General features: G+C 44.2%; 15 protein-coding genes. 12 read left to right on the top strand and 3 right to left on the bottom strand.

All coding sequences use genetic code 11. The annotated features are described in order from the left end of the window. Positions 1-214 precede the first annotated feature (214 nt). A complete protein-coding gene (locus MHH52_RS25495) occupies positions 215-1,522 on the top strand; it encodes an Nramp family divalent metal transporter (protein ID WP_340005125.1) in 1,308 nt (435 codons plus the stop codon). Between the two features lie 189 nt (positions 1,523-1,711). Here the strand turns inward: MHH52_RS25495 and MHH52_RS25490 are convergent, their stop codons facing one another. Beyond that, positions 1,712-2,851 (bottom strand): N-acetylmuramoyl-L-alanine amidase, encoded by a 1,140-nt coding sequence (locus MHH52_RS25490; RefSeq protein ID WP_340005124.1) that lies wholly within the window; start codon positions 2,849-2,851, stop codon positions 1,712-1,714. A gap of 146 nt (positions 2,852-2,997) precedes the next feature. Between MHH52_RS25490 and MHH52_RS25485 the strand changes: the two genes are divergently transcribed. The 3 genes from MHH52_RS25485 (at position 2,998) to MHH52_RS25475 (ending at position 5,621) form a co-directional block, all read left to right on the top strand. Then, positions 2,998-4,005 carry a TIR domain-containing protein gene (locus MHH52_RS25485; RefSeq protein ID WP_340005122.1) on the top strand — a complete coding sequence of 336 codons (1,008 nt, stop codon included), beginning with the start codon at positions 2,998-3,000 and terminating at the stop codon, positions 4,003-4,005. After that, positions 4,002-4,235 (top strand): hypothetical protein, encoded by a 234-nt coding sequence (locus MHH52_RS25480; protein WP_340005121.1) that lies wholly within the window; start codon positions 4,002-4,004, stop codon positions 4,233-4,235. Before MHH52_RS25485 ends, MHH52_RS25480 begins: the two co-directional genes overlap by 4 nt. 270 nt (positions 4,236-4,505) lie before the next feature. Further along, entirely contained in the window at positions 4,506-5,621 is a 1,116-nt protein-coding gene (locus MHH52_RS25475; RefSeq protein WP_340005119.1) for an IS110 family transposase, read from the top strand. 648 nt (positions 5,622-6,269) lie between these two features. Here MHH52_RS25475 and MHH52_RS25470 read toward each other — a convergent pair. After that, a complete protein-coding gene (locus tag MHH52_RS25470; RefSeq protein WP_340005117.1) occupies positions 6,270-7,355 on the bottom strand; it encodes an LLM class flavin-dependent oxidoreductase in 1,086 nt (361 codons plus the stop codon). A 440-nt stretch (positions 7,356-7,795) separates the two neighbouring features. Between MHH52_RS25470 and MHH52_RS25465 the strand changes: the two genes are divergently transcribed. Continuing rightward, entirely contained in the window at positions 7,796-9,079 is a 1,284-nt protein-coding gene (locus MHH52_RS25465) for an ArsB/NhaD family transporter (protein WP_340005116.1), read from the top strand. A 277-nt stretch (positions 9,080-9,356) separates the two neighbouring features. After that, complete coding sequence (locus tag MHH52_RS25460) at positions 9,357-9,500, top strand: hypothetical protein (RefSeq protein ID WP_340005115.1); 144 nt, start codon at positions 9,357-9,359, stop codon at positions 9,498-9,500. A gap of 110 nt (positions 9,501-9,610) precedes the next feature. Here MHH52_RS25460 and MHH52_RS25455 read toward each other — a convergent pair whose 3' ends face one another. Beyond that, on the bottom strand, positions 9,611-10,156 hold the full coding sequence (locus tag MHH52_RS25455) for a glutathione peroxidase (RefSeq protein ID WP_340005114.1): 546 nt from the start codon (positions 10,154-10,156) through the stop codon (positions 9,611-9,613). Positions 10,157-10,498: 342 nt separating this feature from the next. On the opposite strand from MHH52_RS25455, the gene MHH52_RS25450 reads away from it, so the two are divergent. From MHH52_RS25450 to MHH52_RS25425, 6 genes are all read left to right on the top strand, one after another. After that, the gene (locus MHH52_RS25450; protein WP_340005112.1) at positions 10,499-10,693 is read left to right on the top strand and encodes a hypothetical protein; all 195 of its coding nucleotides are present in this window, start codon (positions 10,499-10,501) and stop codon (positions 10,691-10,693) included. Between the two features lie 142 nt (positions 10,694-10,835). Continuing rightward, positions 10,836-11,912, top strand: coding sequence for a bifunctional 3-deoxy-7-phosphoheptulonate synthase/chorismate mutase (locus tag MHH52_RS25445; protein WP_060625754.1), 1,077 nt, complete (start codon positions 10,836-10,838; stop codon positions 11,910-11,912). Between the two features lie 87 nt (positions 11,913-11,999). Further along, the gene (locus tag MHH52_RS25440; RefSeq protein WP_340005110.1) at positions 12,000-12,329 is read left to right on the top strand and encodes a hypothetical protein; all 330 of its coding nucleotides are present in this window, start codon (positions 12,000-12,002) and stop codon (positions 12,327-12,329) included. Positions 12,330-12,901: 572 nt separating this feature from the next. Continuing rightward, positions 12,902-13,735: a prohibitin family protein gene (locus tag MHH52_RS25435; RefSeq protein WP_340005109.1), complete on the top strand. Its 834-nt coding sequence runs from the start codon at positions 12,902-12,904 to the stop codon at positions 13,733-13,735. Positions 13,736-14,220: 485 nt separating this feature from the next. Beyond that, entirely contained in the window at positions 14,221-14,898 is a 678-nt protein-coding gene (gene deoC, locus MHH52_RS25430; protein WP_340005107.1) for a deoxyribose-phosphate aldolase, read from the top strand. Between the two features lie 299 nt (positions 14,899-15,197). Continuing rightward, complete coding sequence (locus tag MHH52_RS25425) at positions 15,198-16,490, top strand: homocysteine synthase (protein ID WP_313641700.1); 1,293 nt, start codon at positions 15,198-15,200, stop codon at positions 16,488-16,490. Positions 16,491-16,655 lie beyond the last annotated feature (165 nt).

The raw sequence follows: 16,655 nt of genomic DNA, 5'->3' as shown, positions 1-16,655 counted from the left end.
AATCATGGACTTAAAAACTTAAGCTGGGCGAAGATCGGGTAATTTCCTGATCATCGTCCAGCTTTTTTGTCGAGCAGAAGTGTACAAGCTTATGAAAATCCTGAATGAAACATATTTACATTTTTCAGAAATGAGCATATACTTTAAATATAAGTTGCATCAGGGAAACTTTCGTGTGTGCAGACAACTTTTTAGGGCAAGAGGAGGAACTGAGATGCTTGAACAAACTTTAGTAGAACAACCACATATAGAACAGCCACATATAAAACGACATAAGAACTCCATTTCAGCACAAGCCGTACTTAATGGGGAGATCAAAGGGATTAGAAGATTACTTCCTTTCTTAGGTCCAGCGTTTATCGCAGCGGTTGCTTATCTGGATCCAGGTAATTTTGCCACCAACATTACGGCGGGTTCAAAATATGGCTACCTCTTATTATGGGTGATTGTAGCCTCGAATTTAATGGCCGTTCTTATTCAGGCGTTATCTGCCAAGCTTGGTATTGCTACAGGCAAGAACTTGCCTGAGATCGCTCATGATCGATTTCCGAAGAGTGTATCTATCTTCTTATGGATTCAAAGTGAACTGGTGATAATAGCTACGGATCTGGCGGAGTTTATCGGGGCGGCATTGGGACTTTATCTATTGTTTGATATTCCCATGCTGCCGGCAGCACTCATCACTGCGGTGGGTTCTTTTGCTATCTTAGAGCTTCAGCGCCGGGGATACCGCTCACTTGAGGCCGGAATCGCTGCAATGATTCTTATCGTCGTTTTAGCATTCGTCTTTCAAGTTATTGTAGCTAAACCGGATATGGGTGCGGTTGCTGTAGGTATGTTCACACCTAAGTTTGAAGGGGTGGACAGCATCCTTTTGGCCGCAGGAATTCTAGGCGCAACAGTAATGCCACATGCCATTTATCTACATTCATCACTTACACAGAACCGTGTCGTAGGGGTGAATGAAGCGGAGAAAAAACAGATCTTTAAACTGGAATTCATAGATATTATTATTGCGATGATTATTGCAGGTGCGGTTAATCTGGCGATGGTCATTGTCTCCGCGGCATTGTTTTTCAAAAATGGTCTCGTGGTTGAGGATTTGGATGTTGCGTTTCAGCAATTTAGTCACTTAGCTGGGCCAGTAACGGCGATCTCCTTTGGCTTAGGACTACTCGTTGCAGGACTATCGAGCTCTTCTGTAGGGACTATGGCTGGCGATGTGGTGATGCAAGGCTTCATTAACAAAAGAATTAACCTGTACTTACGCCGTGCGATTACGATTATTCCACCTTTGGCTATCATCGGCTTTGGTGTAAATCCAACGAAGGCGCTCGTTATCAGTCAGGTGATCTTGTCCTTTGGAATTGCGTTCGCTCTGATCCCACTTGTTGTATTTACAAGCAATCGCCAAATAATGGGTGGGCTAGTGAATCGTAAGATTACAGCTACTCTCGGCTGGATAATCTCCGGATTAGTTGTATCGTTGAACTTGTTTTTGGTGTATCAAATATTTGTATAAGCAAGCAGTCAAAAGAGCCCGGTCAACGGATCTCCTCAGGTCATACTTGAGGGATACCTTGGACCGGGTTTTTTGAAAATATAAGAAAGTATAAGTTTCACGCTATATATTATCCTTATATTTCTCGCATAAACGCCTTCGGCGTCCTTATAAGGACGCCGAAGGCGTTTATGCTTGACGGATCCTGTCTTATTTAAAATAATCAGCTACGCCATCGGCGATGGATTTGGCTGCTCTTTTCTGATAGGTGGATTTGCGGACAATGGACTCGTCTGTAGGATTGGTAAGAAATCCAAGTTCAACTAAGCTAGCTGGAATTTGGTTCTCTCTCAGAATGTGGTAATCGCCAAAAGATAATCCGTTGCTCTTAAGACCGATGCCTTGCCCCAGCCGGTTTTCAATCGCCCGTGCCAGCTTTAAATCATCCGATTCGGAGTAAAAGAAGGTCAGTGTTCCGGACACTTTTTTCGGAGAAGAATTATAATGAATGCTTACAAATGCATCTGCACGTAGGGCCTCGCTCATCTGAACACGACGAGCAAGAGTCGGTTTCTGATCCTCACGAGTACGCGTCATCTCAACCCGTGCACCTTTAGCTACAAGGGCATCGCGAACATAAAGTGCTGTTTGCAGATTCAAATCTTTTTCCATGGTGTTATATGTAGTGCCAAGCATCCCCGGATCACTGCCGCCATGACCGGGATCTATGACGATCAGCTTGCCTCGCAGATTTCCTGTGTGCGAAACAGTATTTGTACTGCTTGGCGTGGCTCCGCTTCGGATATACTGCGCTGCGACCCAACCAATTTCACCGCTTGTTGTTCGAATTCGCGCCCAATCGTTCTGACGAAGGAGGAGGGCAACAGTATCCTTAGCCTTTAAAGAACCGAGCACCTTATATTGTGTTCCCGGACCGCTTCGGATGCGCAGAGAATCAGCCGTAACTGTAGCCTTTGCGGTTCTACTAGGAACACTGGCTGAGGTGGAGGAGCTAACAGTAGCATTGGATGCTCCAGATGTTCCAGAAGCTTCTGATCGCGGGGAGGTGCTGTTCACCTTTTTAAGGTAATAACCAGCTACCCAGCCAGAGGTGTTCCCTGCCTGCACCTTTAACCAACCGTGCTGCGCATCAGTCACAGTTACCCTAGCTCCGTTCTTAATAGATCCTACAACAGTTGCATTCTTAGCCGGCTCATTGCGTACATTTAAAGAGTTCGCGTATACCTGAGCCGTATAACCTCCCGCTACTGTTTTAGCTTCAGCAGTTTGTGGTGCTGCCATACCCAAAAGGCATGCCGCAAGCAGTGTGACACCTATCATTTTGTTCATAGTATCCTCGCTTTTTTAAAGTAGTCGTAATTTTTTACCCACTTTACGAGGTTTAGAATAATATTTTTTGAGAACATGGACTCTTTTCCGGTGGCCTAAAGACTTGTATAATTATTACATATCGGGAAGGATGAAGGAGCACTGCCGTGACTAAACCAAAGCTATTCATTGGATCTTCCAGGGAATCCATACGTTATGCAAGAGCGATTCATGAGCAGCTGAAGAGGGATGCTGAAGTACATCCTTGGTATGCCAATGCCTTTCGAGCGAATGAATACACGATGGAGGCATTGGAGAGAAATTTGGATGAGAGCGATTTTGCCGTATTTGTGTTCTCGCCAGATGATGTCGCCAAAATACGCGGTAAATTTTATTATGTAACTCGCGATAATACGGGGTTTGAAATGGGCTTGTTTTGGGCCAGATTACGGCGTAATCGCGTCTTTTGCTTAGTGCCGGATCAGGTGACTGCCCGTGATGATTTGATTCCTGGGGAGAATGTTGAAGAGTATCATCTTTTGTCCGATTTGTCGGGAATTACATCTTTAGAGTATGAGGTGCATCATGATAATCCTACGGCTGCTGTGGATGTGAGCTGTGGTAAGATTATTGATAGTATTCAGGAGCGTGGAAGATTCCGTGACCCGGTTAAAGATTTAGAGCAGCTAAAGATGGAAATAAGGCGCAAAGAAAGTATCCTTCATTTTTTTTGGCAATATAATAGTAATGTGACCATCTCTGAGGATGGAGAGAAGTATCACGCACTAAGCGACGCGATACGCAATTCCTTTTTACCTCCGAAGCATTGTCGTGTAATCGGTGCAGCCATCTGGCAGGCTCAAGAGAAAGAAAGACTTGTTCAAGTGGGAGGGAATGTTGGACGTGGTCACTCCTATCCCTTGTCTGTAACGAAAGGGAATGAGAAGCAGCCAAGTGTGGTGGATGCATTTTTATCGAGTAAATGGACTTTTTTTCAACGCACAGAAGTTGCGGAGGTATATATCCTATGCTATCCTCTAGGTAAGAAACATGTTCTTTCCGTACATTTTTCAGGGAGTGATGGGTTATCTGCGGATGATCTTAAGGCGGTAGTTGGGCATAATCAGGATTTATTCCGTACCATCAATCATTTAGTAGGGGAGGATTCAGCATGAAGAGAATAAAGGGAATCAATAACTTATCCGGTGCTGTTCTCCGAACTGCAAGTGCTGGAAGCAGGAGTTCAGAAGATAAGAGTGCCACAAGTAAAGCAGGTTCGAGCCATTCCGCTCAGCAGCCAGCTTCAGCCCAGATCTATACTGCCCCTTCTTTAGAAGGTGGAGACGATGAATATAAGAAGCTTATTAGCGGGAAGGTAGATAATAACAAACCATCCTTTGCTTAACAAACATAAGAGGCTGTCTCAAAAGTAGTGAATGCTACTTATGAGGCAGATTTTTTTATGTAAATGTAAGGATCGATTAAGGGAATAAACAGCACAGTGTAGGGAATAACATTTTCATTGTGGGATTTGATGTGAGCCGAGGGTTCATGAAAGCATATTGAGAATAATTAGTTATGATGAACGAAAGGCAGCCCCTGTTCGCACACCGTAGGTTAAAATGGAAGTTGAAGGACAACCATTTCAGAGCTAAATGCGAAAGGAGCTGTTACTATGAAGAATACCATAAAATACGTAGGTTTGGATGTGTCAAAAGAAAAAATTGCGGTGGCAATTGCAGACGAAGGTCGAGAACCAGCACGATATTATGGAGCCATTCCCCATACCCCGGATGCAGTGGCTCGAATGATTCGCAAACTCAAAGGTTCAGGGATTACACTAGAGGTCTGCTATGAAGCCGGGCCTACCGGGTACGACTTATATCGCTGGCTGACGAAGATGGGGATTTCCTGCGTGGTGATCGCACCTTCGCGTATTCCACAGCGCCCCGGCGATGCAATAAAAACCGATCGACGGGATGCAGAAAAACTGGCTCAGCTTCACCGAGCAGGAGAATTGACTGCGATCTATGTGCCGACTCCAGAACTCGAAGCCTTACGAGATCTCATTCGTGCGCGAGAAGATGCTAGGGAAGATCTACATCGTGCTCGGCAACGGCTCATTCATTTTCTGTTGCGCCACCAAATTCACACACCAGAAGGTATGAAAAAACGCTGGACCAAAAGGTACCGGGAATGGCTGTCCATGCTGAAGTTTAATTATGCAGCTCAAGAACGGGTTTTCACCGAATATTTGCAACAGCTCCGGGAAGTGGAGGAGAGAATCAAGCGACTTGAATCCGCAATGCGAGAAGAAGCAGAGATCTGTCCGTACGCACCTGTCATTCAAGCGTTGCAAGGTCTGCGGGGAATCGCTCTGCTGACGGCTATGACATTAGTTGTCGAGATTGGGAATTTTGAGCGTTTTCGTTCACCGGCTCAGCTCATGAGTTACCTGGGACTAGTGCCACGGGAGTATTCATCGGGAGCAAGTACCAAAAGAGGTTGTCTTACAAAAGTCGGGAATTCCGGAGTGCGGCGTGCACTGGTGGAGTCTGCATGGAGTTACCGTCACCGTCCTGCTGTTAAGGGAGATTTAACAGTGCGCCTGGAGGGGCAGAGTGCTCATGTCCATGAAACGTCGTGGAAAGCCCAAGAACGGTTACACAGTAAGTATCTAAAGTTAGTCAGACGTGGGAAACACCGAAATTTAGCCATGGCTGTGGTAGGTCGTGAGTTAGTTGGATTCATCTGGTCGATTGCGGTAGATGCAGAACAAAGAATGGCGTAATCCGAATAGGAAAACGTAAAAATATCCTGAGAGCTTTGAATCCTTGGGGCATGGAGACAAAGAGAAAGGTTCGAGGAGAATCCGTGAATTCCCTGTGCACAGGATCTATGATCTGACGTGCGAAATTAGTTTGCGGAAGCTCCTTCGACGTAGGCATAATATGTGGTAACCAACCCACGGATAGCAGATTGCCAGCCGACGACTCGCATTTTGTCTCTGTGCCCAAGGGATTGAAAACCCTTTGGTTTAAAGGGGAAAACAGGGGAATTGACTAATTCGTTCATAGCAGAAAGCTCCCTGAAAATAGCTGATAATTACTCTAAATGAATGAAATCAGGGAATTCCTCCCTAAAAATCGGGGGAATATCTATATTTACCATCGAATCGGGTAAATTATAGGGAGGTATTCCCTAATTATTAGTCTGATGAGCAGAAATCTCAGAATTATAGGGAGATATTCCCTAATTTTTGAGCAGAGATTCCGTCTCGCATCTTCAGTACCTGTTTATTGAGTAGGATCAATGTCGTCATTGTGAGGACGCTCTGCATAACGTGCTGCAGCAATCCACAATGTTGCAACAGCACAAAATAGTGCTTCTACATTAACGGGAAAAGCGCTATTTTGCTTATTGGGACAACCCCTCAATTTTAACGGTTGTTCTTCTTGGCAATCTCGCGCCGTACGACAGGGGCGACCTCTGTTGCCAATAGTTCAATAGCTTTGGCTACCTTGGCGTAAGGAAGGCCGCCGATATCGAGCTGAGTCATAAAGCGGCTATGGCTGAATAGCTCATGCTGATAGAGGATTTTTTCGATAATCTGCTGCGGGCTACCCACAGCCATTGTGTTATCAGCAGATACATATTGCCCAAAGGCATCACGAGAGACTCTGTATTCTTGTCCAGGTTTTGGACTGATGGAATTACGATAGCTATAGTAGTATGGGTAATATTCATCCAGCGCCTGCTGTGAGGTTTCGGCAATGTAGCCGTGGCTAGTGATCGCAATCTTTAGATCCTCAGGTGCATGCCCCGCCTGAATTCCAGCGCGTCGATAAGTTGCGGCAAGCTCTTGGAAAGGTTCTGGACTACCGCTAAGAATGGCGATGGCCATTCCAGTTCCGAGTACGCCGGCTTTCTCCGCGCTTTCAGGAGAACCACCTACGCCAATCCATACCGGAAGGCTTTGTTGAAGAGGGCGTGGAGCAATCTCCGAATCCTTCAGGGATGAACGGAAGGAGCCCTCCCAGTTCATAATTTCATGCTTATTAAGCTCGAGAAGCAGATTGATATTCTCGGAGAATAGACGATGATAATCTCCAAGTTCATATCCGAAAAGTGGAAATGATTCTACAAAAGCACCACGTCCCGCAATGATCTCTGCACGGCCATTTGACAGTAAATCAAGTGTGGCGAAATCCTCAAATACGCGCACGGGATCAATGGTGCTTAATACGGTTGTTGCGCTCGTGAGTTTGATTCTATTAGTAACCTGAGAAATGGCTGCCAGAACTACTGGAACCGAAGAAATCACAAAATCAAGTCGATGATGTTCACCGACACCGAATACATCAAGCCCCGCCTCATCCGCCAACTTAGCCGCAGCTACAACTTCGTCCAGTCGTTGTTTCGGGCTGATCTTGTTGCCGGTATGACAATCAGCAACAATGTCTCCTAAGGTGTAGATACCAAACTCAAAATCGGATGATGGTGCTGCGGTTACGTCGTTACTCATGGTCACAAACCCCTTGTTAATCATATATTTGATAAAGCTTGTCCGTTGATGGAGGAATGTGATTATTATAACATAACAACTTACAAATTGTAAGTTTATGAGCAAATGTTTTTTGGTTTGCCTAGGACCCATAATTGTTCAAGACTTCGGGCAGTCCTTAGTATTATATTTGATCTTAAGGTTCTATCCAAATGAGAGGACAATTGCGGAACAGCTTTTGGGATTGGGAACAGGAATATGAGGATGAGATGGCTTATAAGAGGAATAATATAGGCTCGAGCTTTGATTGCTCGCTTCGATCTAACGAGTCGCCGATGAATGTCAGACAGAGCCGTTTTCTGTGAATTGGACCCTAAAATCCCAGTGCGAAAAATACAAAACTAATTTATAATTAATGGGTTATAGATTTAAGAAATTAGAGAGAAGGACCGGGGGACATTATGGAACAGCAAGCGATTTGGGCGATAGGTATTTTCCTGCTGATTTATGGACTTATTATTTCCGAGAAAATTCACCGTACGATCCTAGCCATGTTAGGAGCTATTGTTATGGTAGCCATGGGCATTGTGGATCAGGAGACGGCACTGCATCACATTGATTTTAATACCCTTGGACTACTTGTAGGGATGATGATGATTGTAGGGATTACTGCAGAGACAGGACTCTTTAAATATGCGGCTGTGAAATCAGCTAAACTGGCGAAGGGGAAGCCAAGAAGAATACTCATTGCCTTGTTTATTATCACAGCAGTGGCTTCTGCTTTCTTGGATAATGTTACAACAGTGCTGCTTATGGTACCCGTTACCTTCAGTATTACAAGGCAACTGCGCATTCATCCGCTGCCTTTTTTGATGTCACAAATTATCGCATCGAATGTCGGTGGAACGGCAACATTGATTGGAGATCCGCCTAATATTATGATTGGCAGTGCTGTGAAAGAGTTGACTTTTATGTCCTTTATCAACAATCTGGCACCCGTGATTATCATCATTATGTTGGCGTATATCCCGCTTCTACTACTGATGTTTGGTAAGCAAATTAAATCCACTCCGGAATTGCAACAGAGCATTATGGACATGGATGAGAAGGCAATGATTACGGATCATAAGCTGCTACGAAAATGTCTAATTGTACTGGGAATTACGATTTCAGGTTTCTTTTTACATCAGGCGTTACATTTGGAGTCCGCAACGGTTGCATTAGCAGGTGCTTTTTTGCTGCTTTTACTAACCGGAGGGGAGCACATGCTGGAAAAAGCTTTTCGTAGTGTGGAATGGATTACGATATTCTTTTTTATCGGACTGTTTGTTCTGGTATCAGGACTCGTTGAGACGGGTGTCATCGCGGAGCTGGCTGCCAAGGCGATCGAATTAACTGGTGGGGATGTTCTCATGAGCTCGATGATGATCTTATGGGTGAGTGCAATTGCTTCTGCGTTTCTCGATAACATTCCTTTTGTTGCAACGATGATCCCTTTGATTCAGGAGATGGGGCAAATGGGGATCACGAATCTGGAACCTCTTTGGTGGAGTTTGGCTTTGGGTGCTTGCTTGGGTGGTAATGGTACATTGATCGGTGCCAGTGCCAATCTGATCGTGGCTGGATTAGCTGGAAAAGAGGGCTACCCGATTACGTTCATGAAGTATTTGAAGGTGGGCTTCCCTTTAATGATACTGTCCATTGTGATCTCAAGCATATATTTGTATTTAAGATATTTGATCTGAACAAGTGTGTCTGAAATAAGTTTTATTGTTGACAGCTTTTCAAATGGATGATATTTTAAATATTACAATTCCAATTGATTTACTTTGAATAATTACCGACTGTTCCTACAGAGGTATTGCGAATGTAAAAGCGCAATACCTCTGTTTTTTTGTAGATATAAGAAAGTATAAGTTTCACGCTATACATTATCCTTATATTTCTCGCATAAACGCTTATCGTCCTAATAAGGACGCCGAAGGCGTTTATGCTTGACTCAAACTAGAAGGAGGGGTTTCGGTGGGAGAAGTGTTGCTGTCTATCTCAAATCTAAATAAACGTTTTGAGTCTACCGGAGGGCATGTTCAGGCACTGCATAATGTAGATCTCCATGTACAGGAGGGTGAATTCATTACAGTCATCGGCCACAGTGGCTGTTTTTGAAGTGTTTACTGAGCAGTACCGTACATGAAAAAGCCGCCCAGAGTAGAAGTCTCGGCGGCTTTTCGGTCTGTTATTGTAGCGATTTATTTCACATCTTCTACTTTAAAAAACTATAGCAATGCTTCGATCGCTGGCTCAATATCCAGCGGATCTACAGTAGATTCGAATCTTGTAACTACATTGCCTTCGCGATCAATTAGAAATTTAGTGAAGTTCCATTTGATTTCGTCATTGTTCAGTGCTTCCGGATCTTTGCTCTCAAGCATGCTGTGTAGTAGCTTTCCTGAAGAATGGTTCATGTCGAAGCCTTCAAATCCAGCCTGCGCTGTAAGGTGAGTGAAGAGTGGATGTTTATTTTCGCCCTTTACTTCAACCTTCTCAAAGAGAGGAAACGTAACGCCGTAATTGATTTGGCAAAATACATTCACTTCTTCATTGCTACCAGGTTCCTGCTCCCCAAATTGATTGGAAGGGAAACCGAGGATTTGGAAGCCACGATCTTCGTATCTCTCATAGAGTTTTTGCAGGTCGGAGTATTGGTGGGTAAACCCACACTTACTTGCTGTATTCACAATCAAAAGTACTTTACCTTTGTATTGCTCCAGTTCGATCTCTTTTCCACGAATACTGCGTGCTGTATATGGATAAATGCTCATGCTGCTACATCCCTTCAGTTATGTAATGTAAATGCTAAAGCTGTCAGTGAATAAGAACAGGGAATATTTTCAATTATTTAATTGTAAACAATCAAAATATCGCTGTCAACTTCATACATAGAAAGGGATTGGAACCTTTAAAGCAGTGGTAGAATAGTATGGATATGGGTTATTTCATACTTCAAAGCCTATTCAAGCGAGTTGTTATAAGAATAATTGTACCTCATATGATTTTAATGCGTTAAAGCTGCTCAGCGTTACATTATTATCTTGCATCGGAAACATTTTTTGATTAAGATAGCAGAAATAAGCGCAAAAGACGCGCTGACATAAATAAGGACTATGACGAAGAGAGTAAGCATTATAGCGGATCTTAACAGGGAAGGCGTGCCGGAGACTGAGAGCACCCTCATGAGACGATTAATGCCGAAGTTCACTTCCGAGTCGGCCCCTGAAGTATTGTCACAGGATGTGACAGGTATGAGTAGGGAGGCCCGCGCCCCGCGTTACCGGGTGAAAGACAGAGTTAACCTTTAGTCAAGGGAATCCGATATTCTATTCCTTTGTGCTAGTATTCGGGTTAATTCTAAATAAGGGTGGTACCACGGCTCCTCGTCCCTTGCGACGGGGGGTCTTTTTGCGTTTCAAATTATTAATAAGAAGAGGGAGTGGAAGGGTAATGAGTAACGTGGAATTGGATGTTCTTAGAGGTCGTCTGGATGAAATTAATGGGCAATTGCTGGAGCTGATCTCCGAGCGGGCTAAAATTGTGCAGGAGATTGGCGTAGTTAAAGAAAAGCAAGGTGTGCCTAAATTCGATCCGGAACGTGAAAAGAAAATGCTGGATCAGCTCGTAGCGAGCAACAAAGGACCTTTCACTAACGGAACCATCCGCAGCCTCTTCAAACAAATTTTTTCAGCATCTCTGGACTTACAATCCGATGAACATAAAAAAACTTTACTAGTAGCGCGTAAGAGTCACAAAGAAGACACAGTGATTGTTCTACCGGGAGATGTTACCGTTGGTGGTTCTTCTTCACTGATGGTGGCCGGTCCTTGTTCCGTGGAAAGCGAACTACAGACCCGCACCGTAGCTGCTGCCCTGCAAAAAGCTGGCGTACGTGTAATGCGTGGAGGTGCCTTCAAGCCGCGGACTTCCCCTTATGATTTCCAAGGTCTAGGTATGGACGGCCTAAGAATATTGCGCGAAGCAGCGAATGACTATGGACTGCTGACCATCAGTGAAATAGTAGATCCAAGACATATTGAAGAGTCCTTAGATTATGTGGATATCATCCAAATCGGTGCACGGAACATGCACAATTTTGAGCTGTTAAAAGCGGTCGGAGAAGTCAATAAGCCAGTGCTGCTGAAACGCGGATTGGCTGCCACACTCGATGAATTCATACATGCAGCGGAATACATTATGTCTCGTGGTAACACACAGATCATGCTGATTGAACGCGGAATTCGTACCTATGAAAAAGCAACCCGCAACACGCTCGATATCTCAGCAGTGCCTATTCTCAAGCAGGAATGCCATTTGCCAGTATTAGTCGATGTTACTCACTCCACAGGACGCAAAGATATCCTTATTCCTTGCGCAAAAGCCGCACTCGCAGCCGGAGCCGATGGCATCATGGTAGAGGTGCATCCTGATCCTGCAACCGCGTTGTCCGATGCCGCGCAGCAGTTGAATATTGATGAATTCAATACCTTCTTTAACGAAGTGAAAGCTTCCGGACTGTACCGTTAATTTAAAAATATTGAATTTGAATGAAAATCCCAATGGACGCACTCGTCTTTTCCATCGGCGTTCTGTGTGGTTGTTCTACTTAGTGCTTTGAGAGCTTTGACCTTTGCTTGGAGAATAGCCTTTATCCGCTTGACTTTCAGGGAGCTGCCTCTTACCAAAACGTATGCGGATTATGGTCAGCTGTTCTTCGGCACAACAAGTTACTTCATTTATGAATTTGCCTATGATAGCGATCCGGATCATATTTTTATCGAGTTCCCTCACTCTCATGCGTGGGACCAATCCGCTGTCCATCCCATAGCCAAAACGATGAGTAAATACGCTGAACTTGGAAAAAAGGTCACGATTACCAGACTAAATGAAGATAGCTCACGGCTGGTTCAGCGGGTGGGTTGTCATGATCGACGTGAGTTATAGGTTGTTGTAGCAGCTTTCTCTTCGGGGAGGGCTGCTTTTTCAAATCAACGGTAAAAATCCCATACATTTGGGTGACGAGGCTGAAAAAGTACGAAAGAGCGGTAAAAATCCCGTACATATGGCTGATGAGGCTGGTAAAGCGCGAAACAGAGGCAAAAGTGCCTCACATAATGCTAAAAAGCCGAAATTCCTCGAATCAGGGGCAAAAGTACCCTACATAAGGCTGACAAGGCACAACAAATTTCCCGCGAATTCCTAATGAGGTGAAGGGAGGGATACCCGAGTGATCCTATCAAGTTTTTAGTCGAATTTAGATATTTGTGGAGAACCAGCAAGTAGTAGACTTTGTCCCAATTTACTTTACTCCGGTTTACTTTACTCCGGTTTACGTTATTCCTGTTTCCTGAGCTCATTTTATACCTGTTTAGCTTCCTTTCAAAAAAGATAATAAATAACCGCTTAGCTTCTATGGACCTCTCCCCAAAAGATAATTCCTTGCGACCTTTTTCCAGAAGCTTCCGTATAGACGGTTAGATAGGAAGGATTATCCATAATACAGGAGGCGTATTTAGATGAATATGCAAATGAATCCGAAATTGAAGCAGTTGCGTCCGGGAAAAATAGTTAGTGGTATTGCAGCAGTTCTCATTGTACTGTTGATCGGCGCGAACTCATTTGTATCTGTAGAGTATGGGCACGTAGGATTGTACAAAACTTTTGGGAAATTAAATGACAATACATTGTCACCGGGTATGCATTTTAAAATTCCATTTATCCAGACTGTGATCCAGGTCAATACGCAGGTAACCAAGGCGGAGACAGATACGTCGGCATCTTCAAAAGACCTCCAGCCCGTATCCACACATGTGGCAGTTAACTATTCGGTGAATAAAGCCTCTGCCTATAATCTAATGAACAACATCGGTGGTAATTTTGACAATATAATTATTAATCCAGCCATACAAGAAATCGTCAAGGAAGTGACAGCTAAATATCCAGCAGAAGATTTGATTACGCGTCGTGATGTAGTCTCGGGTGAGATTAGTCAGCATTTAACTACTAGGCTGGCAAAATATGACCTTATCGTCAACGATATTAACATCGTTAACTTTAAATTCTCGGAGGCGTTCAATCAGTCGATTGAAGCGAAGCAGGTCGCTCAGCAGCAGGCGCTAAAGGCGGAGAACGATCTCCGGCGGATTGAAATCGAAGCGAAGCAAAAGATCGCACAAGCTCAAGCAGAAGCGGAATCTTTAAGACTTAAGAAGCAGGAGGTTACACCTGAGCTGGTGCAGCTGAAGCAAATAGAGGTCCAAGAGAAGGCGCTAGAAAAATGGAACGGCGTGCTGCCGTCAGTAACAGGGGGAGCCACTCCGTTTGTGGATATTCAATCCCTGACTAAGTAATTTATGATTGGATTTATGAACATATAGAAGAGCTCTCCTTCAATAGAAGCAGGGCTCTCTTCTATATTAAGAAGGGATTTGCCAGCAAGCGCCAACCGACTAGAAAAAAGCATAATCCTCACGGTTGATTCGCCCGTCTGCGACTCCACGTTGAAAAGCGATAAAAGGACTATAAGTACCTGTGTAGGATTCGCTTGATGTACTTGCCCATAATATGGAAATTCTATGAACAATAATCTTTAGATACGACATGCTCCGGATAGTAATAAGTAGATTGGCGGATGGTATGTGTCCTAAATGAATAAACGCTTACTATCTTTGAAAAGATAATGCAGGGAATATAACCTACTCCAAGTCTGTTCATGCGAGTAAACCGAGGCTTGAGGAGAGTGTGATCGTCCTGTCGACTTTGCAAAGCAGAGTTCTATTGGTATGATTACAGAGATGAAAAATTCTAATATCCAAATCATGGAGGAATGACAAAAATGAGTGAAATTACACTATCGGGGATCATTGATCATACACTGCTTAAAGCAGATGCACGGAAAGAAGACATCATTAAATTGGCAGAGGAAGCGAAAGCCTATAAGTTTGCCTCGGTCTGCGTAAACCCTGCGTGGGTAGCTACTGCCCATGAAGTGTTGAAGGATACGCCTGAGGTTAAAGTATGTACAGTGATCGGCTTCCCGCTCGGATCCTCGACAACAGAGACCAAAGCATTCGAGACTACCAACGCAATCGCTAATGGTGCGGGCGAAGTGGACATGGTCATCAACATCGGAGCACTGAAAGATGGTGACGATGAACTAGTTAAACGTGATATTGCAGCAGTTGTAGAAGCAGCTCGTGGCAAAGCATTGACTAAGGTCATCATCGAGACCTGTTTACTAACGGAAGAAGAAAAAGTCCGTGCCTGCAAGCTTTCTGTTGAAGCTGGAGCAGACTTCGTAAAAACATCCACAGGATTCTCTACAGGTGGGGCAACGAAGGAAGATATCGCGCTAATGCGTGCAACAGTTGGACCTAATGTGGGTGTGAAGGCTTCCGGTGGTGTGCGTAGTGCGGAAGACGCACAAGTAATGGTACAAGCAGGTGCAAGCCGTATTGGTACTAGCGGCGGTGTATCGATTGCTAAGGGAGAAACAAGTCAAAGCAATTACTAAAAGACGATAAGTAAATCGGTAGCGGTGAGATAAGGTGGACAAGCTTTATCCGCCGCTATTCTTTTTTTATTGCGTAGACGTGCTCTACAAGATACATATGGTTATGTCTGCTTAAAGACTTCTATTGAAGCGTTATCTGATTTTGTCGGACGCTGTTTAGTTCATAAAATTTAAATATAATAATTCGCACCGGAATGATGAGATTTTTTTCTTTTCAAATGATGTCGTTTATGAGAGAATGGGTACAATTCTTATTTGTTAAAGATTTCTATTCTTATTTATAAAGGGAGGAAATACCTATGTCAGAAGACCGTAAGCTGTCATTTGAAACTTTGACTGTTCATGCAGGCCAGGAAATTGATCCAACTACTTTCGCACGTGCTGTGCCGCTTTATCAGACCACGTCTTATGGGTTCCGTGATGCTGATCATGCAGCGGATCTATTTGCTCTCAAAGAATTCGGTAATATTTACACTCGGTTGATGAATCCGACTACAGATGTATTTGAGCAGCGCCTGGCAGCACTAGAAGGTGGTGCAGGTGCACTTGCTACAGCTTCCGGGGCAGCGGCTATTTCTTTTTCCATTCTAAATATTGCGGGCGCTGGGGATGAAATTGTATCTGCAGCAAGCCTTTACGGCGGAACTTATAATCTTTTTTCTACAACGCTGCCTAAGCTTGGTATTAAGGTGCATTTTGTGGATTCAGATAATCCAGAGAACTTCCGTGCTGCAATCACGGATAAAACCAAAGCCTTGTATGCAGAAACCATTGGTAATCCGCAGGGGAATGTACTAGATATTGAAGCCGTTGCAGCGATCGCTCATGAACATGGAATTCCTCTTATTGTAGATAATACGTTCCCAAGTCCATATTTACTGCGTCCGATTGAGCATGGAGCTGACATCGTTGTCCATTCGGCAACCAAATTTATCGGTGGACATGGTACATCCATCGGCGGAATTATTGTGGACGGCGGTAAGTTTGATTGGAAGGCAAGCGGTAAGTTCCCAGGACTTACAGAGCCTGACCCAAGTTATCATGGCGTTGTTTACACTGAGGCAGTGGGACCCATCGCTTATATTATTAAAGCCCGCGTTCAATTGCTTCGCGATCTAGGTGCATCTATTTCACCATTTAACTCTTGGATGCTGTTGCAAGGGTTGGAAACACTTCATTTGCGTATGGAACGCCATAGCCAGAATGCGCTGACGGTTGCGCAATATTTGGAGGCACACGCAGATGTGGAATGGGTAAGTTATTCCGGACTTCCTACTCATCCATCTCATGAATTAGCGCAAAAGTATTTACCTAAAGGCCAAGGAGCGATCCTTACCTTCGGTATTAAAGGTGGAAGTGCGGCGGGACGCAAGCTGATTGAAAATGTGAAGCTGTTCTCGCATTTGGCGAATGTCGGTGATTCCAAGTCATTGATTATCCACCCAGCAAGCACAACACATGCGCAGCTGTCGGATGAAGAGCAAACCACAGCCGGAGTAACTCCGGAATTGCTCCGTTTATCGATCGGTACAGAATCTATTGATGATATTATTTATGATCTGGAGCAGGCAATTGCCGCCAGTCAACAATAGGACAATAAAGTTCAAGAAAGGCATCTGCTGCTATGCGGGAGGCCACTGAAAAAGTCCAGTTACTAATTTAACTTAAGGCTATACATTTAAGGAGTAGGTTTAAATACGGGGAATATTTGGACTACCGGCCGCTGTTGTCTCCAGATTTCTTGATTAAATCGCTAT

Source organism: Paenibacillus sp. FSL K6-0276, from assembly GCF_037977235.1.
In the GTDB taxonomy this organism is placed as follows: domain Bacteria; phylum Bacillota; class Bacilli; order Paenibacillales; family Paenibacillaceae; genus Paenibacillus_AQ.
Note: the sequence above shows the minus strand (reverse complement) of the source record. Positions and strands in the feature narration are given on the sequence as shown.

Bases quoted from the DNA above. Each gene is read 5' to 3' on its own strand.
- deoC (WP_340005107.1), top strand. From the start codon at position 14,221: ATGAGTGAAATTACACTATCGGGGATCATTGATCATACACTGCTTAAA.
- MHH52_RS25450 (WP_340005112.1), top strand. From the start codon at position 10,499: ATGACGAAGAGAGTAAGCATTATAGCGGATCTTAACAGGGAAGGCGTG.
- MHH52_RS25480 (WP_340005121.1), top strand. From the start codon at position 4,002: ATGAAGAGAATAAAGGGAATCAATAACTTATCCGGTGCTGTTCTCCGA.
- MHH52_RS25455 (WP_340005114.1), bottom strand. From the start codon at position 10,156: ATGAGCATTTATCCATATACAGCACGCAGTATTCGTGGAAAAGAGATC.
- MHH52_RS25445 (WP_060625754.1), top strand. From the start codon at position 10,836: ATGAGTAACGTGGAATTGGATGTTCTTAGAGGTCGTCTGGATGAAATT.
- MHH52_RS25435 (WP_340005109.1), top strand. From the start codon at position 12,902: ATGAATATGCAAATGAATCCGAAATTGAAGCAGTTGCGTCCGGGAAAA.
- MHH52_RS25490 (WP_340005124.1), bottom strand. From the start codon at position 2,851: ATGAACAAAATGATAGGTGTCACACTGCTTGCGGCATGCCTTTTGGGT.
- MHH52_RS25470 (WP_340005117.1), bottom strand. From the start codon at position 7,355: ATGAGTAACGACGTAACCGCAGCACCATCATCCGATTTTGAGTTTGGT.
- MHH52_RS25465 (WP_340005116.1), top strand. From the start codon at position 7,796: ATGGAACAGCAAGCGATTTGGGCGATAGGTATTTTCCTGCTGATTTAT.
- MHH52_RS25495 (WP_340005125.1), top strand. From the start codon at position 215: ATGCTTGAACAAACTTTAGTAGAACAACCACATATAGAACAGCCACAT.
- MHH52_RS25425 (WP_313641700.1), top strand. From the start codon at position 15,198: ATGTCAGAAGACCGTAAGCTGTCATTTGAAACTTTGACTGTTCATGCA.
- MHH52_RS25475 (WP_340005119.1), top strand. From the start codon at position 4,506: ATGAAGAATACCATAAAATACGTAGGTTTGGATGTGTCAAAAGAAAAA.